Origin of the sequence: Sinorhizobium fredii NGR234 (assembly GCF_000018545.1) — a bacterium.
Lineage (GTDB): Bacteria > Pseudomonadota > Alphaproteobacteria > Rhizobiales > Rhizobiaceae > Sinorhizobium > Sinorhizobium fredii_A.
Map to the genome: position 1 here is coordinate 190,565 of NC_012586.1, position 16,446 is coordinate 207,010.

The 16,446-nt window shown below is 64.8% G+C and carries 13 protein-coding genes; 7 read left to right on the plus strand and 6 right to left on the minus strand.

From position 1 onward, the window contains the following. Nucleotides 1–214: 214 nt before the first annotated feature. On the minus strand, nt 215–1,984 hold the full coding sequence (locus NGR_RS00960; RefSeq protein WP_012706263.1) for a thiamine pyrophosphate-binding protein: 1,770 nt from the start codon (nt 1,982–1,984) through the stop codon (nt 215–217). Nucleotides 1,985–2,072: 88 nt separating this feature from the next. After that, on the minus strand, nt 2,073–3,119 hold the full coding sequence (locus NGR_RS00965) for a Bug family tripartite tricarboxylate transporter substrate binding protein (RefSeq protein ID WP_012706264.1): 1,047 nt from the start codon (nt 3,117–3,119) through the stop codon (nt 2,073–2,075). A 216-nt stretch (nt 3,120–3,335) separates the two neighbouring features. On the opposite strand from NGR_RS00965, the gene NGR_RS00970 reads away from it, so the two are divergent. After that, entirely contained in the window at nt 3,336–3,839 is a 504-nt protein-coding gene (locus tag NGR_RS00970; RefSeq protein WP_012706265.1) for a TIGR02444 family protein, read from the plus strand. Between the two features lie 3 nt (nt 3,840–3,842). Here the strand turns inward: NGR_RS00970 and NGR_RS00975 are convergent, their stop codons facing one another. The 4 genes from NGR_RS00975 to NGR_RS00990 form a co-directional block, all read right to left on the minus strand. Next, nucleotides 3,843–4,427: a UbiX family flavin prenyltransferase gene (locus NGR_RS00975; protein ID WP_012706266.1), complete on the minus strand. Its 585-nt coding sequence runs from the start codon at nt 4,425–4,427 to the stop codon at nt 3,843–3,845. 15 nt (nt 4,428–4,442) lie between these two features. After that, entirely contained in the window at nt 4,443–5,129 is a 687-nt protein-coding gene (locus NGR_RS00980) for a GntR family transcriptional regulator (RefSeq protein ID WP_012706267.1), read from the minus strand. Nucleotides 5,130–5,240: 111 nt separating this feature from the next. Continuing rightward, the gene (locus NGR_RS00985; RefSeq protein ID WP_012706268.1) at nt 5,241–7,529 is read right to left on the minus strand and encodes a xanthine dehydrogenase family protein molybdopterin-binding subunit; all 2,289 of its coding nucleotides are present in this window, start codon (nt 7,527–7,529) and stop codon (nt 5,241–5,243) included. 174 nt (nt 7,530–7,703) lie between these two features. After that, nucleotides 7,704–9,335, minus strand: coding sequence for a UbiD family decarboxylase (locus tag NGR_RS00990; protein ID WP_012706269.1), 1,632 nt, complete (start codon nt 9,333–9,335; stop codon nt 7,704–7,706). Between the two features lie 255 nt (nt 9,336–9,590). Between NGR_RS00990 and NGR_RS00995 the strand changes: the two genes are divergently transcribed. The 6 genes from NGR_RS00995 to NGR_RS01020 all read left to right on the plus strand — a co-directional run bounded on the left by NGR_RS00995 (nt 9,591) and on the right by NGR_RS01020 (nt 16,445). After that, nucleotides 9,591–12,023 carry a xanthine dehydrogenase family protein molybdopterin-binding subunit gene (locus NGR_RS00995; RefSeq protein WP_164923788.1) on the plus strand — a complete coding sequence of 811 codons (2,433 nt, stop codon included), beginning with the start codon at nt 9,591–9,593 and terminating at the stop codon, nt 12,021–12,023. A gap of 10 nt (nt 12,024–12,033) precedes the next feature. Then, nucleotides 12,034–12,966, plus strand: a complete 933-nt coding sequence (locus NGR_RS01000; protein WP_012706271.1) for an ABC transporter substrate-binding protein — start codon at nt 12,034–12,036, stop codon at nt 12,964–12,966. Between the two features lie 21 nt (nt 12,967–12,987). Next, a complete protein-coding gene (locus tag NGR_RS01005) occupies nt 12,988–13,650 on the plus strand; it encodes an SRPBCC family protein (RefSeq protein ID WP_012706272.1) in 663 nt (220 codons plus the stop codon). Nucleotides 13,651–13,671: 21 nt separating this feature from the next. Continuing rightward, nucleotides 13,672–14,163, plus strand: coding sequence for a (2Fe-2S)-binding protein (locus NGR_RS01010; protein ID WP_012706273.1), 492 nt, complete (start codon nt 13,672–13,674; stop codon nt 14,161–14,163). Nucleotides 14,164–14,173: 10 nt separating this feature from the next. Beyond that, the gene (locus NGR_RS01015) at nt 14,174–14,989 is read left to right on the plus strand and encodes an FAD binding domain-containing protein (protein WP_012706274.1); all 816 of its coding nucleotides are present in this window, start codon (nt 14,174–14,176) and stop codon (nt 14,987–14,989) included. A 76-nt stretch (nt 14,990–15,065) separates the two neighbouring features. Then, on the plus strand, nt 15,066–16,445 hold the full coding sequence (locus tag NGR_RS01020) for a class II 3-deoxy-7-phosphoheptulonate synthase (protein ID WP_012706275.1): 1,380 nt from the start codon (nt 15,066–15,068) through the stop codon (nt 16,443–16,445). Nucleotide 16,446: the final 1 nt, after the last annotated feature.

Sequence of the window (16,446 nt, forward strand, 5' to 3'; positions counted from 1 at the left end):
TAGAGCCCGCGGTGGCGCCTCCCCGAAAGCAGACGTCTAGGAGTACCGGAAGCCGACCGGCAAAAAAACCCCGCTCGGATGAGCGGGGCCTACTGCATGCATCCTTAAATCCTAGCCGATTCAAGGATAAAACATGCAGCGTTCCAAAGTGCTACAGCGTCCTTTGTGCGTCTGAAAGACGCACGGCGCTGTAGTCGGGGGAAATGGGTATCGTCTAAGCGAGCTCGACCATCGGGTCGCGGCAATATTCCGGCGGCACGCGGACATCGATGACCCAGGGCTGGCCGGCCCTCACCTTCTCGATGCCGCGCTCCAGCGCGCCGGAAAGCTCGGTGATGTCGGTGATCGGGCCTTCGCCGTCGATGCCTTGGGCTTTCGCGAGCATCAGCAAGTCCGGGACCGGGTCCTGGAGGCGCTGGCCGACCCAGGCGTTCTCCGGCGGACGGCCGCGTTGGACGGCGACCTGCGCCTGGTGGTGCTCGTCGTTGAAGTAGGAATTGTTGTTGGAGATGACGTAGAGCAGCGGAATTCCCTGCGAGGCGGCGCTCCAGAGGGCCGTATTGCCCATGGTGAAGTCGCCGTCGCCGACGATTGCGATCGGCACACGCGGAGACTTCATGTCGCGCAGCGCCAGCGCTGCACCGATGCCGATGCTCGGACCGGAACCGACGCCGCCGCCGCCATTGTGGCCGAGATAGTCGTGCGGATGCTCAAGCTCGTTGGCATTGGTCGGCCAGCCGAGCGGCCGCGACGTGAGGCTGACGTCGAGATCGCGGGTCACCCGATTGAACACCCGGGCGAGATCCATGAGGCTGATCGGGCCTGAGGTTCTGGACGGTTCCGCGTCGAGCCGGCGGCGCTCGTAGGTCCTTGGCGCAGACAGGCGGGTTTCGAGCGCTTCGAGAAGCCGCGACACGGCGGTTTCCGGCACGGTCGGAATATTGACGTCGACCGCCGGCAGGCCCTGATAGTCCATGTTCCAGCCGCGATGGATGTTGAAGTCGTTCGAGACGCTGATGATCGGCGCACTTGGGCCGCCGGCCGGGAAGACCTGGTTGATCGTGCCGGCGAGGTCGAGCCAGTCGAGCGACAGCACTGCATCGGCTTCGGTGAGGTGCTTCAGCAGGTTCTTCGACAGTTTCCAGCCGGTCTCGCCGATGAACAGCGGATGGGTTGTCGGGAAGCTGGTCGCGAGCTTCACATGGGTAAGCACCTTGGCGCCGATGAGTTCGGCGAGCTTGACGCGTTCGGCCCAGCCGTCTTCGCTGCGCGAGGTGCGGCCGCTGAGGATGACCGGACGCTTGGCCTTGGCCAGGATCTCGATCGCCGCCTCCAGCTCGCGGCGCGGCGGCTCCGGATCGGCGGGGGCGCGGAAGCGGGAAATGTCATGCAGGGCCGGCACCTCTTCGAGCTCCATTTCCTGCACGGTAACGTCGAGATTGACATAGGTCGGGCCGGATGGACGTGCCGTCGCCAGCATCGCGGCGCGGCGGATCGATTCGACCGCCGCTTCCGGCGAGGCCGGCTCGTCGTCCCATTTGGTGAAGTCCCGCACGAGACCGCCCTGGTCGATCGTGCAGTGGATCCACTCGATCCACGGGCGGCGCTTTGTCGCGTCGAGCGGTCCGGTGGCGCCGATGACGACGAGGGGAACGCGGTCGCACCAGGCGTCGAAAATGCCCATCGTCGCATGCATCAGGCCGACATTCGAATGGACGGCGGCGGCAAGCGGCCTGTCGGTGATCTTCGCCCAGCCCTGGGCGATGCCGATCGCGTGTTCCTCGTGCATGCAGAGCAGGATCTTCGGCTTCTCGTTTCCGAGATAGTTGACGAGACTGTCATGCAGATGGCGATAGCTCGCGCCGGGATTGAGGCAGATATAGGGAAAACCCTGCTCGCGGATCGCTGCGGCGATCAGGTCGCTGCCGTATCGCGGCGCGCCGGTTTCAACCGGGACGAAACGCTTCGTACCCTGGTGGTCCATGGTCAAAATCCTCGATTTGCTGGAAGGGGAGACGCCCGGAGGCAAAGAAAAACGCGCGACGCAGGGGCGTCGCGCGTGTCTAGTTCGATCAGTTGTTGAAACCGTCGTTGATCGCCTGCTTCAGCGTGGCGACGACTTCCGGCGAGGTCGAGATGATCCGCTCGACGATCGCGTCCACTTCCTTGCCGGTTATCGGCGCAATCGGGATCGACCGGGCCTTGGCATCGGCGAGGAATTCCGGATCCTTCATCAGACCGTCGAAGGCGGCCGAGAGGCCGGCGACGCGGTCCTCCGGTGTTTCCGGCGGGGTCATCAGGGCGCGGCCGATATCGCCGCCGGCACCGAAGAACTCGATCGCCTGCTTCTTGGCCGGATCGTTGGTCAGTTCGACGGCGGTCGGGGTGTCCGGCAGGGCAGCCAGGCGCTTTTCGGAGAACTGGACGACCGGAACGACGTCGCCGGCAGAGAGCTGCTGGGCATAGTTGACCGACCAGTTGGCCCAGACGGTGGTCGTCAGATCGGCCTCGCCGCGGAACACGGCGAGCGCGCTGGCGGTGGCGCTGTCATAGCCGCAGACCATGTTGAACTTCGAGCCGATCAGCGATTTCAGTACCGCGCCCGTCTGGGCACTCGAGGTCGTGCGGCCGGAGCAGCTCACATTGGCTTCGGCTCTCAGCGAATCTTCGATCGACTTCACCGGCGAATCCTTGCGCGCCATCATGACGGAGGTGACGTCCGACACCCGGCCGATGAAGCGCATCTTGGAAACGTCCCAACGGCTCTTCTTCGGCTCGAGGACCTGGTCCTGTGCCAACGATTCCGGCAGGAGAGCAACGATGGTGCCGTCGCGCGGTGCTTTCGCATAGAAATGCGCCGCAGCGAGCGAGCCGCCGCCGCCCGGCATGCCCTGCACGATCACGGTCGGCTGGCCGGGAATATGCTTGCCGAAGTGCTGGGCGATAAGCTGAGCGTAAAGATCGTAAGAGCCACCCGGCGGGTGGCCGATCAGGATTGTCACGGTCTTGCCGGAATAGAAGTCGGAAACGGCATCGGCCTGTGCCGTCGCCGCGCCTGACATGGTGGCGCAGGCCGTAGCCGCAGCGGCGGCCAGCAGACGAATGGACTTGAGCTTCACAATTACCTCCCTTGCAGCCTGCCTCCCGGCAAGCGCTCCGTTTGATCACATGTTGTGATGATATGATTGTATGACAAAGATCATATCCATGCAACAGGAAAGCAGTCGCCTGCCCGGTGCCGCGGTCACTTTGTTTTAGGGTGCGCTAAATCTAGCTGGGAACCTTGCCTCTTTTGAGGCCCGGTTGTTAGATCGCGAGAATGATGGGAGAAGCACATGGCAACCGGGAGGCAGGGGCTTTGGGATTTCGCACTGCGTCTCTATGGCGCGCCGGGTGTCGGCGATGCCTGCCTCGTCCTGCAGGACGAAAGCGGTGTCGACGTGCCGGTCCTGCTTTTTGCCGCCTGGCTTTCGAAGCATTCCGTGGCGCTGACCGAAGCGGAGCTCGTCCGCATCGACCAGATCGTCGCGGACTGGCGCAACGAAGTGGTGAAGCCGTTGCGCGCGGTGCGCCGCCGGCTGAAGGGCGGGCCTTATCCGGCGCCGGCGGAGACAACCGAGACATTGCGAAACGGCGTGAAGGGCGTCGAGCTCAGTTCGGAAAAGATCGAACTGGCGGTGCTGGAAGCGGAAGGCGAGGCACTGCTCGCGGTGGGCGCGTCAGCGGTCAATGCGACCGGAAACCTTGCGGTCGTGCTGCGCCATTTCCGTGGGGCGGACCCGGACGCGACGGCGGCGGAAGCGCTTGCCACTGTCGGAAAGGCGCTGGCGGCGCTCTAGCGCCTAATGCTGGCCCGGAGAGCCCGGGCCTTCCTTCCAGCGTTTCACCATCGGCAGGTGAATATCGAAGAGGTCGAGCGCCCGTCCGACCGTCTGCGTGACCATGTCATCCAGCGTCTTCGGCTTCGAATAGAAGGCCGGGACCGGCGGCATGACGATCGCGCCGTTGCGGGTCGCCTGGTCCATCAAGGCGATGTGGCCGGCATGCAAGGGCGTCTCGCGGAAGAGAAGAACGACGCGGCGGCGTTCCTTCAGGCAGACGTCGGCGGCGCGGACAATCAGTTCCTCGTTGTAGCAATTGGCGATGCCGCTCAGGGTCCTGACCGAACATGGCGCGACCAGCATGCCCGCGGTGCGGAACGAGCCGGAGGAGATCGCCGCGCCGATGTCGCGATAGTTATAGAGAACATCGGCGAGCCCCTTGATCTCGTCGGCGCTCATGTCGATCTCGTCGGTCGCGGTGCGGAAGGCCGCCGGCGAGATGACCGCATGCGTTTCGACGTCCTCGAGCTCCCGGAGGAGTTGCAGCGCCCGCACGCCATAGATGATGCCGGAAGCTCCGGTGATGGCAATGATGATGCGGCGCATGCGGCTATCCCGTGATTATGACGCGTCGAAGGCGTTGCTGAAGGCGGAGACCGCCGAATTGGCGACGTGTTTTTCGGCGGCGGCCTTGGCCGCCGCCTTGTCGCGGTTGACGATCGCGGCGACGATCGCGTCGATTTCGGCGATGCTCTGGCTGCGGCGCTCCTTGCGCACGACGGAGCTGCGCCGCAGCGGCGAGGTCAGAAGCGTCAGCTTCTTCAGGAGATCGAAGGCGATCGGATTGCGGGCTCCTGTGCAGATGCGATCGTAGAAATCCCGCTTGGTGGCGACGATCTCCTCGGCATTGCCGCTCAGGTAGGCCTTCTTCAAAACGTCGCTCTGGGTCTTCAGCGCCTTGATTTCGTTATCCGGGGCGTTTTCGATGAACTGTTCGACGATCAGCGGCTCGAGAACGCCGCGAATGCGGTAGATGTTTTCCGCGTCGGCGCGGGTGACGGTCACCACGGTGAGGCCGCGATTGTTGAGATCGGTGAGGATGCCCTCCGCCTGGAGTTGGCGCAGCGCCTCGCGCAGCGACGTACGGCTGACATTGAGCTTCTCGCACAGGTCCTTCTCCACGAGACGGGTGCCGGGCTCCAGCGCTCCCGTCTCGATCGCCCGCCGCAGCGAGTTCATGATCTTGTTGCGCAAGGGGGCGGGCTCGTGGACGAGTGGATTGAGCGACTCTGCAAGTGAATTGGCCATGTGTGTCCTCGTATGCCCCTGCATTTCAAACCAATGTGATCGGATGATTGTCATACAAACAAAACGCGGCTCCGTCACCCTCCTTGCCGGGATATACGCCGTAAATCGAGCTCACGGAGCAGGCTCCTTGGCGGGTTGCATCTTGAGACAGCGCCAGATCCGATCGGGCGTCGCGGGCATATCCACGTGCCTCACGCCAAGCGGCCGCAAGGCGTCCGCGACGGCGCTCATCACAGCCGAGAGCGCCCCGACCGTTCCCGCTTCGCCGACGCCCTTGACGCCGAGCGGGTTCTGCCTGGTCGGGACGGAACGATCGACGATGTCGACGTCCGGCACGTCATGGGCGCGCGGCATGGCGTAGTCCATGAAGGTCGCTGAGAGAAGCTGGCCGGAATTCGGGTCATAGACAGCGTTCTCCGTCAGCGCCTGGCCGAGCCCCTGGGCCACGCCGCCGGTGATCTGTCCCTTGACCAGCAGCGGATTGACCATCTGCCCGACGTCATCGACCACCGAATAGGCGAGAAGGTCCACATGTCCGGTTTCGGGATCGATCTCCAGTTCGCAGATATGGCAGCCATTCGGGAAAGTGGCGCCGTCATTGCCGATGAAGTTCTCGGCCGCGACCGGCGCCGTTTCCTCGGAAATGACCTGCGCGAAAGAGACGGCGCGGTCGGTGCCGGCAATGCGGTATTCGCCGCGCTCGAAGAGAATGTCCGACCTATCTGCCTCCAGCCGATCGGCCGCTTGGTCCTTCAGGCGATCGATGATCGTCTCCGTGGCTGTCCAGATGGCCCCGCCCGCGGCCGCCAGCGTCCGCGAGCCGAACGTGCCGGTTCCCTGCGGCACTGCGTGCGTATCGCCGGTGACGATTTCCATGTCCTCCGCGCCGAGACCAAGCCGATCGGCGATGATCTGCCGGAAGGCGGTGCCATGGCCCTGGCCGCTGTCCATCGAACCCACATGGATTCGGACTTTTCCGGCGGGAGAGATTTCGACGCGGGCGAACTCGGGATTGGGCCTGGCAACCGGCCCGCCGGCAATCTCGATCGGATTGGCGATGCCGATGCCGCGCAGTTTTCCCCGTGCCCTGGCTTCGCTCCGACGGGCCTCGAATCCGGCCCAGTCGGCCATTTCGAGCGCCTTGTCGAGCACGCCGGGAAAGTCGCCGGAATCATAGGTGAAGATGAAACCGCTCGCATAGGGCATGGCTTCCTTCGGCACGAGGTTGCGGCGGCGAAGCTCGGCCCGGTCCAAACCGATCTCGCAGGCGGCGAGGTCGATCATCCGCTCGATGATATAGGTCGCTTCCGGCCGGCCGGCGCCGCGATAGGGCGCCGTCTGCTGGGTATTGGTGAAGACGCCGTCGACCTTGGCATAGATCTTCGGGGTGCGGTAAACGCCGGCAATGCCGCCGAGATTGGCAACCGGCGGATGCACTGTCGCCGGACCGAGATAGGCGCCGAGATTGGCACGGACATGCACGTCCAGCGCCAAAAACATTCCGTCGGCGTCGAGCGCCAGGGCGGCATCGGCCCACATGTCGCGCGCATGCGCGTCCGACTGGAAGGCTTCGAGCCGATCCGCCGTCCAGCGCAGGGTGCGGCCGGTCTTTCGCGCCGCAAAGAGGAGCGCCGGATATTCGGGATAACCGGCATTCTTCATGCCGAAGGAGCCGCCGCAATCGGACACCACCACATGAACCTTGTCCGGCGCGACGCCGAGCACCGGCGCCACATCGCCCGAAACCCGGTGCGGCGCCTGGGTGCCGAGTTCGAGCCGGTATTGGTCGGCGGCGGGATCGTAAGAGGCGATCGCCCCGCGCGTTTCGATCGGAGCGGCAACGACGCGGGAGATCCGCAAGCGCTGCCGGACCACGGTGTGCGCAGAGGCGATCGCGGCGTCGACGCCGGCCTTGTCGCCCTTCTCGTAGGTGAAACAGCGGTTGTCGGGAAACTCGTCCCAGACGCGCGGCGCGCCGGCGGAAACGGCTTCCAGCGGATCGACCACCACCGGCCGCTCGTCGATCTCGACCACCATGGCTTCGGCAGCGGCGAGCGCGGCCGATCTCGTCTCGGCGACGACGATGGCGACCGGATCGCCGACATAGCGCACGTGATCGATCGCCAGCGGATAGAAGAGCGGAACGCGCATCGCGCCGCCATCCGGCCCCGGGTGCCTGCCGCGCGGCTCTATCGGCGCGAGGCCGGCGGCCTTGAGGTCCGGACCGGTAAGGATGGCGAGGACCTCAGGCATTGCGGCCGCGGCTTCGGTATCGAGCAGGGCGATCCGACCCGAAGCCACCTGCGAGCGGACGAAGACGGCCGCGGCCTCGCCCTTGCCGGTGAGGTCGTTCACATAGCGGCCGCGGCCGGTGATCAGCGCGTCATCCTCGAAACGCAATTGCGATTGGCCGATCTTCAGCTTCGTTCCTCCCAAATTAGGTTAGAGCGGGATGCGGGCGGAAAACCGCACACACTTTTCCTCATCCCGCTCAAGGGCGCGTCGAATAAGTATGGATCGAACTTGCACAGTTGTGGCGCAGGCGGCCGTCGTGCCGCCTGCGCCCGGTTGCCGTCAGTCCTTTTCGATGTCGCGCGTCGGCGTCTCCGGCTTCATGCCGCCCTTGCGGCGGGCAAGGGTGTTCTCGCCGGTCCTGCGCCAGTCGCCGTTGACCGCATCGTCGGCGAACTCAGTCCAGCGGTCGGTCCAGTCGCCGAGCGAATAGCCATGCCATGGCGGCTGCGGGGTGAGGCGGGGAAGCTGGAGATCCTCCCAGATCTGTCGCGCCCTGACCATGTAGGGCTCGGCCGGCAGGGCGAGCGGCGGCATCGGTGCCTTCAACGTCGCGTCGATCAACAGCGTGCCTTCGGCGCTCTTCGAGCCGGACTTCGGCCCGTGTCCGCCGGAGCGATAGGGCGTGACGTGCACGTCGTCGATCATGTTGGCGCGGTAGGCGAGCGACCAGAAGACCGCGTCGGCATTGCGGCTGTCGATGTCGTCGGAAACGGCAATGATGATCTTGCCGCACTGGGCCTGCAGCGTTGCCGCCCCCTGCAGCCCGCGCCAGACTTCCGACTGCGGTGCCGAGCGGTCGAACTCCAGGAAGATCACCTTGCGGATATTGGTGAGCGGCTCGTGCATCACGACGCGCTTGAGGCCCTTGACGTTCAGCACCTTCTTCAGGTGGTTCAGGAACAGCGGCTCATAAGCGACGCGCTTCAGAACGCTCGATTCGCTCGGGGTCACCTGCGAGACGATCGAGACGAGCACCGGCTTCCTCTTGCGGGTGATCGCCGTCACCTGCATCGACATGTTGAAATCCTCGAGCGCCACATGGCCGTGGCTTTCGCCGAAGGGGCCTTCCGGCTCCAGCAGGACGGGATCGATGAGGCCCTCGATGACGATCTCCGCATCGGCAGGAACTTCCAGATCGATCGTCTTGCACTTGACGATGCGGATCGGCTCGCCGATCAGGCCGCCGGCGACGCCGAGCTCGTCCTGGTCGATCGGCAGCTTCTGCGGGCCGGTGAAGAGCACGGCCGGCGCACAGCCGATGACGATGGCGCAGGGCATCGGCTTGCCCATCTTCTGGTATTTCAGCCAGTGCTGGTAACCGCCGGCGCCGGAAAGGCGGCTCGCCATGCGAACGCCGAGCCGGTCTTCCGCCTTCAGCGCCGCCCGGTAGGTGCCCATGTTGCGGATGCCGTTTTCCGGGTCGCGGGTGACGCAGAGCGTCGCGGTGAAGTAAGGCGCGCTGTCGAAACCCGGCGTCGAGATCGGCACGGGCAGCGAGCCGAGCCCCTTGCCCTCCTGCTTCAGCGCGTCGCCGGTCACGACGACTTCCTGGCAGGGCGCCTCTGTGACGGTCACCGGATCGATCGGCTGCTCCATGGCCCTTACCCAGACGTCGCCGATCTCCTCCTCCGAGACGCCGAGGCCTGCCGCATAGATCGCCGGCGAGGCGGCCAGCACGCCGACGGCGACCGGAATATCGTATGTCTCGCCCTTGGCCCCCTTCACGTCGGTGAACAGGAAGCCGCGGCGCTGCTCATCCGGGAGCCCGCCCTGGAATTGCCAGCGGGCGAGCGGATGCAGCTCGCTGTCCTTGTCGATCGGCACCTGGATCTTCGTGAGAAGACCAAGCTCCTCCAGCCGCTGCAGGTGCTCCTGCAGATCGAGCGGCGCCTTGCGCGCGAATGGTGTCATAGCGTGCCTCCAAAGCCACGTTCGGCCTCCGCCCCCGGTGGGCCGATAAGCCGATGTTATTCCTCAATCGAAAAAGCACCGAGCCGGTTGCGGCGATCGACCTCTTGTCGAAGAGCGATCTTTTCGATTGCTTTATGTTTGCCATACTGTCATACATTCATACGAAGAGCAACAGCATACGTGCGATCTCGGGAGAACATCGCCGTAGCTCGGCGGGCAAGCAAAACCGCCGTGTTTTCAAAGAGAAGAGGTGTCATGACTAGCCCGCTCAAGACCGCCGCAACCGAGGTGATCATGCATCCGCTGAAGCAGTCGAAGTCCCCTTCGGCCGAGCTTTCGCCGGAAATGAAGCTGGTTCAGGAGGCCCTTTTCAAACATGTCGGCAAGCCTATCCCGCGCAAGGAAGACGGCCGCCTGATCACCGGCAAGGGCCGTTTCTCGGATGATTTCTCGCTGCCGGGCCAGACCTATGCGGCAATCGTCCGCTCTCCCTATCCGCATGCGCGCATCCTCGGCATCGACAAGGCCGAGGCGCTGGCGAGCCCGGGCGTGCTGCTGGTGCTGACCGGCGAGGACGTGCTTGCCGATGGTCTCAAGGACATTCCGCACAATCCGGTGCCGTCGACCAATTTTGACATGAAATTGCGGGCGAAGGACGGCAGCCACGCCTTCACCGGTCCGCACCACCTGCTGCCCGCCGACAAGGCGCGCCATGTGGGCGAGGCAGTGGCCATCGTCGTCGCCGAGACTGCCGCTCAGGCTGCCGACGGCGCCGAGAAGGTCCTGGTGGACTGGGAGGAGCTCCCTTACGTGACCGACACGGCCAAGGCGGCCGAGCCCGGCGCACCGACCATCTGGGACGAGGTTCCCGACAATGTCTTCATCGACACGACCTTCGGCGACAGGGAAGGCACCGACGCGGCCTTCGCCAGGGCCGATCATGTGGTGAAGGCCGAGTTCCACATCCATCGCGTCACGGCCGTCACCATGGAGCCGCGCGCTTCGCTTGGCCACTACGATCCGGAAACGAAGCGCTACACGCTCTATGCCGGCAGCGGCGGCGCCGTTCGCCAGAAGAACGAGCTTTCCAAGGTGCTCGGCATCGAGCCGAAGGACTTGCGCGTGCTCTCCTTCGACGTCGGCGGGAATTTCGGGGCCCGCAACCGCGTCTATGTGGAATTCGGCCTGGTGCTCTGGGCCTCCCGCAAGCTCGGCCGGCCGGTGAAATATACCGCGACGCGCTCGGAAGCCTTTCTCACCGACTATCAGGGCCGCGACCTGGTGACCAAGGTGGAGCTGGCGCTCCGCAAGGACGGCAGGTTCCTGGCGATGCGCGCCGACAACCTGTCGAATGTCGGCGGCCGCGCCGTGTCGCTGTCGCCGCTCAGCAAGGGTTCGGGCCTGATCACCGGCTCCTACGACATTCCCTACGCGACGCTGCGCGCCCGTGCCGTCTTCAGCAACACGATGTGTACCCAGGCCTATCGCAGTTCGGGCCGTCCGGAAGTGACCTACGCGATCGAGCGGATGGTCGAACTCGCTGCAGACCAGCTCGGCTTCGACAAGCTGGAATTGCGCCGCATGAACCTCATCCCGCCTTCGGCGATGCCCTACACCAACGCCGTCGGATCGGTCTACGACAGCGGCGAATACGAAAAGAACATGGACCGCGCCCTGGAGATCTCCGAGTGGGCGACCTTCGATGCGCGCAAGGCGGAGGCTGCCAAGCGCGGCAAACTGCTCGGCCGCGGCTTCGCCAACTATGTCGAATCGTCGATCGGCACGCCGAAGGAGCGCGCCGAGATCGAGATCAAGGACGACGGCAATATCGAAGTCGTCATCGGCACCCAGCCGAGCGGCCAGGGTCATGAGACGAGCTTTGCCCAGGTCGTCGCCGACATGATCCAGGTGCCGGTCGAAAAGGTCTGGATCGTGCTCGGCGATACCGACATCGTCAGCGTCGGCGGCGGCTCGCACTCGGGCCGTTCGATGCGCCACGCCGGCACGGTCATGGCCATGGCCTCGGCCGATCTCCTTGCCGAAGGCCGCAAGCGCGCCGCCGAACTGCTCGGCTCGGCGGCCGACGAGATCGACTTCGAGGGCGGCGTCTTCAAGCTGCGCAACACCAACCGGACGATCGACATTTTCGAGCTCGGCCGCCGCACGCGCCAAACGCACGGGGCACTGCGCGTCGTCAAGGACAACGAGATGCACACGCCGGTCTACCCGAACGGCGCGGCGGTCTGCGAAGTGGAAGTCGATCGTGAAACCGGCCATGTGGAGATCGTCCGCTATGCGACGATCGACGATGTCGGCCGCTGCATCAATCCGCTGATCGTCCACGGCCAGACCCATGGCGGCATCGCCCAGGGCGTCGGCCAGGCGATGTGGGAACTCTGTGCCATCGACCCGGGGAGCGGCCAGCCGCTCGCCGGCTCGCTGATGGACTACGGTATGCCGCGTTCGGACACCATGCCGAGCTTCAAATGCGAAATTGCCGAAGTGATTTCACCGACCAATCCGCTCGGCATCAAAGCAGGCGGCGAGGGCGGCACGACGCCGGCGCTCGCAACCGTCGTCAACGCGGTCGTCGATGCGCTCCAGGAATTCGGCGTCAAGGACATCCAGATGCCGGTGACGCCGGCCAACGTCTGGCGCGCCATGAACAACGGACGCAAGGCGTCCTGAGGAGGATTTTATGAGTGACTTGAAGACCGTCCGCGTCATAGCCTTTCCGGGCGCGCCGAACCTGCCGACCTTCGCGGCGATCGAACAGGGCTTTTTCGCCGAGGAAGGCATTGAGGTCGAGCTGGCGCTGACGCCGAGCTCGGTCGCGCAGGCCGAGAAAACCGCCGCCGGCGAATTCGACATCGTCTTCACCGCCTATGACAACGTGGTGGCCTATGGAGAAGGCCAGGGTGCCACGGCCGCTGGCGTCAACCCGGACTATGTGGTGCTGATGGGTGCCACGCAGCTCGAGCTCGCGATCGTCACCGCACCGGACGTCAGGACCTACGAGGACCTGAAGGGCCGTTCGATCGCCCTCGACGCACTGACGACCGGCTTTGCCTTCGTGCTTTTCGAGATGATGGCGAAGAACGGCCTGAAGCGCGACGACGTCAGCTTCGCCGCGGTCGGGGCGACACCGCAGCGCTGGCAGTCGGTCAAGGCCGGCGAGCATGCGGCGACCCTGACGATCGAGCCGTTCACCAGCATCGCCAGACGCGCCGACTTCAACGTGCTCGACGTCTCGTCCAACCATTTCGACAGCTACCAGGGCGGCGTGGTCGCGTCCCGCCGGTCCTACGCGGCCGAGAATCCGGAGACGGTCGAGGCCTTCCTGCGCGGCTACTTCAAGGGGCTCGAATGGACGCTCGATGCGAAGAGCCGCGACGCAGCCGCCGAACTGCTCAAGTCGAGAATGCCGGACATCCAGCCGGCCGCCGTGCCCTCGATCATGGCGAGCCTGCTTTCGCCACGCTCCGGCCTGACGCCCGGCTCGAAGATTCTGCCGGACGGCATGCGAACCGTGCTCGATCTGCGCTCCCGCTACGGCAAGGGCAGCAAGCTCACCGACATCTCGAAATATCTCGACCTCTCGTTCTTCGAGGCGGTCACGGGCGCCAAGTGACGGCAAAGGGAGGATAGATCCATGGATATGAAGGGCGAATACCGCATCGCCGCACCCCGCGAGCATGTCTGGGCATTGATCAACGACTCGGCCGTGCTGAAAGACTGCATTCCCGGCTGCGACAGCCTCGAGGGCACGCCGGAAACCGGCTACGCCGCCCGCGTCACCACCAAGATCGGCCCGGTCAAGGCGACCTTCGCCGGCGAGGTGATGCTCTCCAACGTCCAGGCGCCCGAAAGCCTGACCATTTCGGGCGAGGGCAAGGGCGGCGTCGCCGGCTTCGCCAAGGGCGGCGCTGACGTGCAGCTCTTCGTCGACGGTTCGGAGACGGTGCTGACCTATATCGCCAAGGCGCAGGTCGGCGGCAAGCTGGCCCAGCTCGGCGCCCGGCTCATCGATTCCACCGCCAAGAAGCTGGCCGACGAATTCTTCGAAAAGCTGGCGACGCGCGCGGCCAGCGAGGCGGCCGATGCAGGCGTAACGGAGAGAGCAGCCGCGACGATTGTACCGGTGAAACAGGCCAAGTCTGCGGAGACGGCCCGTGCTGCCTCTGCGACCGTTGAAGCCGCAGCGCCCGCTACAGCGCAGGCGGTGTCCACGGCGAAGCCACCGCGCCGCTTTCCCTTTGTCGCCTTCGGCCTCGTGGCCGTGACCGTCGTCATCATCGCGGCGCTCGCCGTCTGATAGTTTGAAGAGGAGGGGCCGATGTCCCGTATAACCATCACGATCAACGGGAAGGCAGAGACCCGGGAGGTCGAGGACCGCACGCTTCTCGTGCAGTTCATCCGAGAGCATGTCGGGCTCACCGGCACCCATGTCGGCTGCGACACGACGCAGTGCGGCGCCTGCACCATCCATCTCGACGGCGAGGCGGTGAAGAGCTGTACCGTGCTCGCGGCTGCTGCAGACGGTTGCGAGGTCACCACGATCGAGGGGCTTGCCGACGGTCCGAAGCTGCATCCCGTCCAGCAGGCCTTCCACGAGCATCACGGTCTGCAATGCGGTTACTGCACGCCGGGCATGATCATGGCCTCCGTCGACATGATCCGCCGCCATGACGGCGTGCTCGACGAACAGACCGTCCGCCACGAACTCGAAGGCAATATCTGCCGCTGCACCGGCTACCACAACATCGTCAAGGCGGTGCTGGACGCGGCGGAAAAACATCGCGCGGCACATGCCGTGGCGGCCGAATAGGGGACAAGCCGTGTACGCAACCACCTACCACAAGCCCAGGACGCTCGCCGAGGCCGTCTCATTCTACGAAGCCTCGGAGGAGCCCTCCTACATCTCCGGCGGTCACACGCTCATTCCCACCCTGAAGAACCGGCTCGCCGCTCCGCAGCACCTGATCGATCTGCGTTCCATTCCGGAACTCTCCGGCATTGCGGTGACGCCAGACAAGGTCATCATCGGTTCGGCCACCAAACATGCGGTCGTCGCTGCGTCGAAGGAGGTGAAGGCGGCGATCCCGGCGCTCGCGGGCCTCGCCGGCTCGATCGGCGACGTGCAGGTGCGCCATATGGGTACGATAGGCGGCTCCACCGCCAACAACGACCCGGCCGCCGACTACCCGTCCGCGGTGCTGTCGCTCGATGCGATCATCCACACGGACCGCCGGGAAATCCCGGCCGACGAATATTTTCAGGGGCTCTACACGACGGCGTTGGAGCCGGGCGAAATTCTCGTCCGCATCGAATTCAGGATTCCGGAAATCGCCGGTTACGCGAAGTTCCGCAATCCGGCCTCGCGCTACTCGATGGCGGCGGCGTTCGTCAGCAAGCACCGCGACGGACACGTCCGTGTGGCGATCACCGGCGCCGGCAACGAAGGTGTTTTCCGCTGGACGGAGGCTGAGGAGCGGCTGACGGAAAGCCTGACGCCGGCGGCGCTCGCCGGCCTCGCCATCGATCCGTCGCGAATGATGGGCGACATGCATGCGCCGGCCGACTACCGGGCGCATCTGGTTTCCGTGATGACCCGCCGCGCCGTCGAGAACCTCGGCGGCACGCACATTCTTTGAAGGACCAGCCGGCTGGGTTGGCTGACGATATTGGAACAAGGGTCCGTCGGTGCGCGACGAACCCAAGGAGCATGAAATGGCACAGAATTGGACCCCGAGCAGTTGGCGGCAAAAGCTGATAGAGCAGGTGCCGGACTATCCGGACCAGGCCGCGTTGGCGGCGACGGAAGCCCAACTCGCGACCTTTCCGCCCCTCGTCTTTGCCGGCGAGGCGCGCCGCCTGAAGAAGCAGCTTGCCAGCGTCGCGGAAGGAAACGCCTTCCTGCTGCAGGGCGGCGACTGCGCCGAAAGCTTCGTGGAGCACGGCGCCGACAATATCCGCGACTTCTTCCGTTCTTTCCTGCAGATGGCCGTCGTGCTGACCTATGGTGCCCAGCTTCCGGTCGTCAAGGTGGGCCGCATCGCCGGCCAGTTCGCCAAGCCCCGCAGCAATTCGCATGAGACGCAGGACGGCCGGACGCTGCTCACCTATCGCGGCGACATTATCAACGGCACGGATTTTACCGAGGAAGCGCGCACGCCCGACCCGGAGCGGCAGCTCGATGCCTACCGCCAATCCGCTGCGACGCTCAACCTGCTGCGCTCCTTCGCGATGGGCGGTTATGCCAATCTCGAAAATGTCCACAAATGGATGCTGGGCTTCGTGAAGGAGAGCCCGCAGAGCGAGCGCTACCGCACACTGGCCGACCGCATCAGCGAGGCCATGAATTTCATGCGGGCGATCGGCATCACCACGGAAAACAATCCGAGCCTGCGCGAGACCGACTTCTTCACCAGCCACGAGGCGCTGCTGCTCGGCTACGAGGAGGCGCTGACTCGCATCGATTCGACCTCGGGAGACTGGTACGCGACCTCCAGCCACATGATCTGGATCGGCGACCGGACGCGCCAGCTCGGTCATGCGCATGTGGAATATTTCCGCGGCATCAAGAACCCGATCGGCCTCAAATGCGGCCCCTCGCTCGAGCCCGACAGCCTCATCGAACTGATCGACGCGCTGAACCCGATGAACGAAGCGGGCCGCCTGACGCTGATCTGCCGCTTCGGCTCCGACAAGATTGCCGACCGGCTGCCGAAGCTGATCCGCGCAGTGGAACGGGAAGGCAGGAAGGTCGTCTGGTCCTGCGATCCGATGCACGGCAACACCGTCACGCTGAGCGGCTACAAGACGCGGCCCTTCGAGCGGATCCTTTCGGAAGTCGAAAGCTTCTTCCAGATTCATCGCGCCGAGGGCACCCACCCGGGCGGCATTCACGTCGAGATGACCGGCAAGGACGTCACCGAGTGCACCGGCGGTGCCCGTGCGGTGACGGCCAGCGACCTGCAGGATCGCTATCACACCCATTGCGATCCGCGCCTCAATGCCGATCAGGCGCTGGAACTCGCCTTCCTGCTTGCCGAGCGGATGAAAAGCCGCCGCGACGAGAAGCGGACCGGCGTCTGGAAGGCGGTCTAAT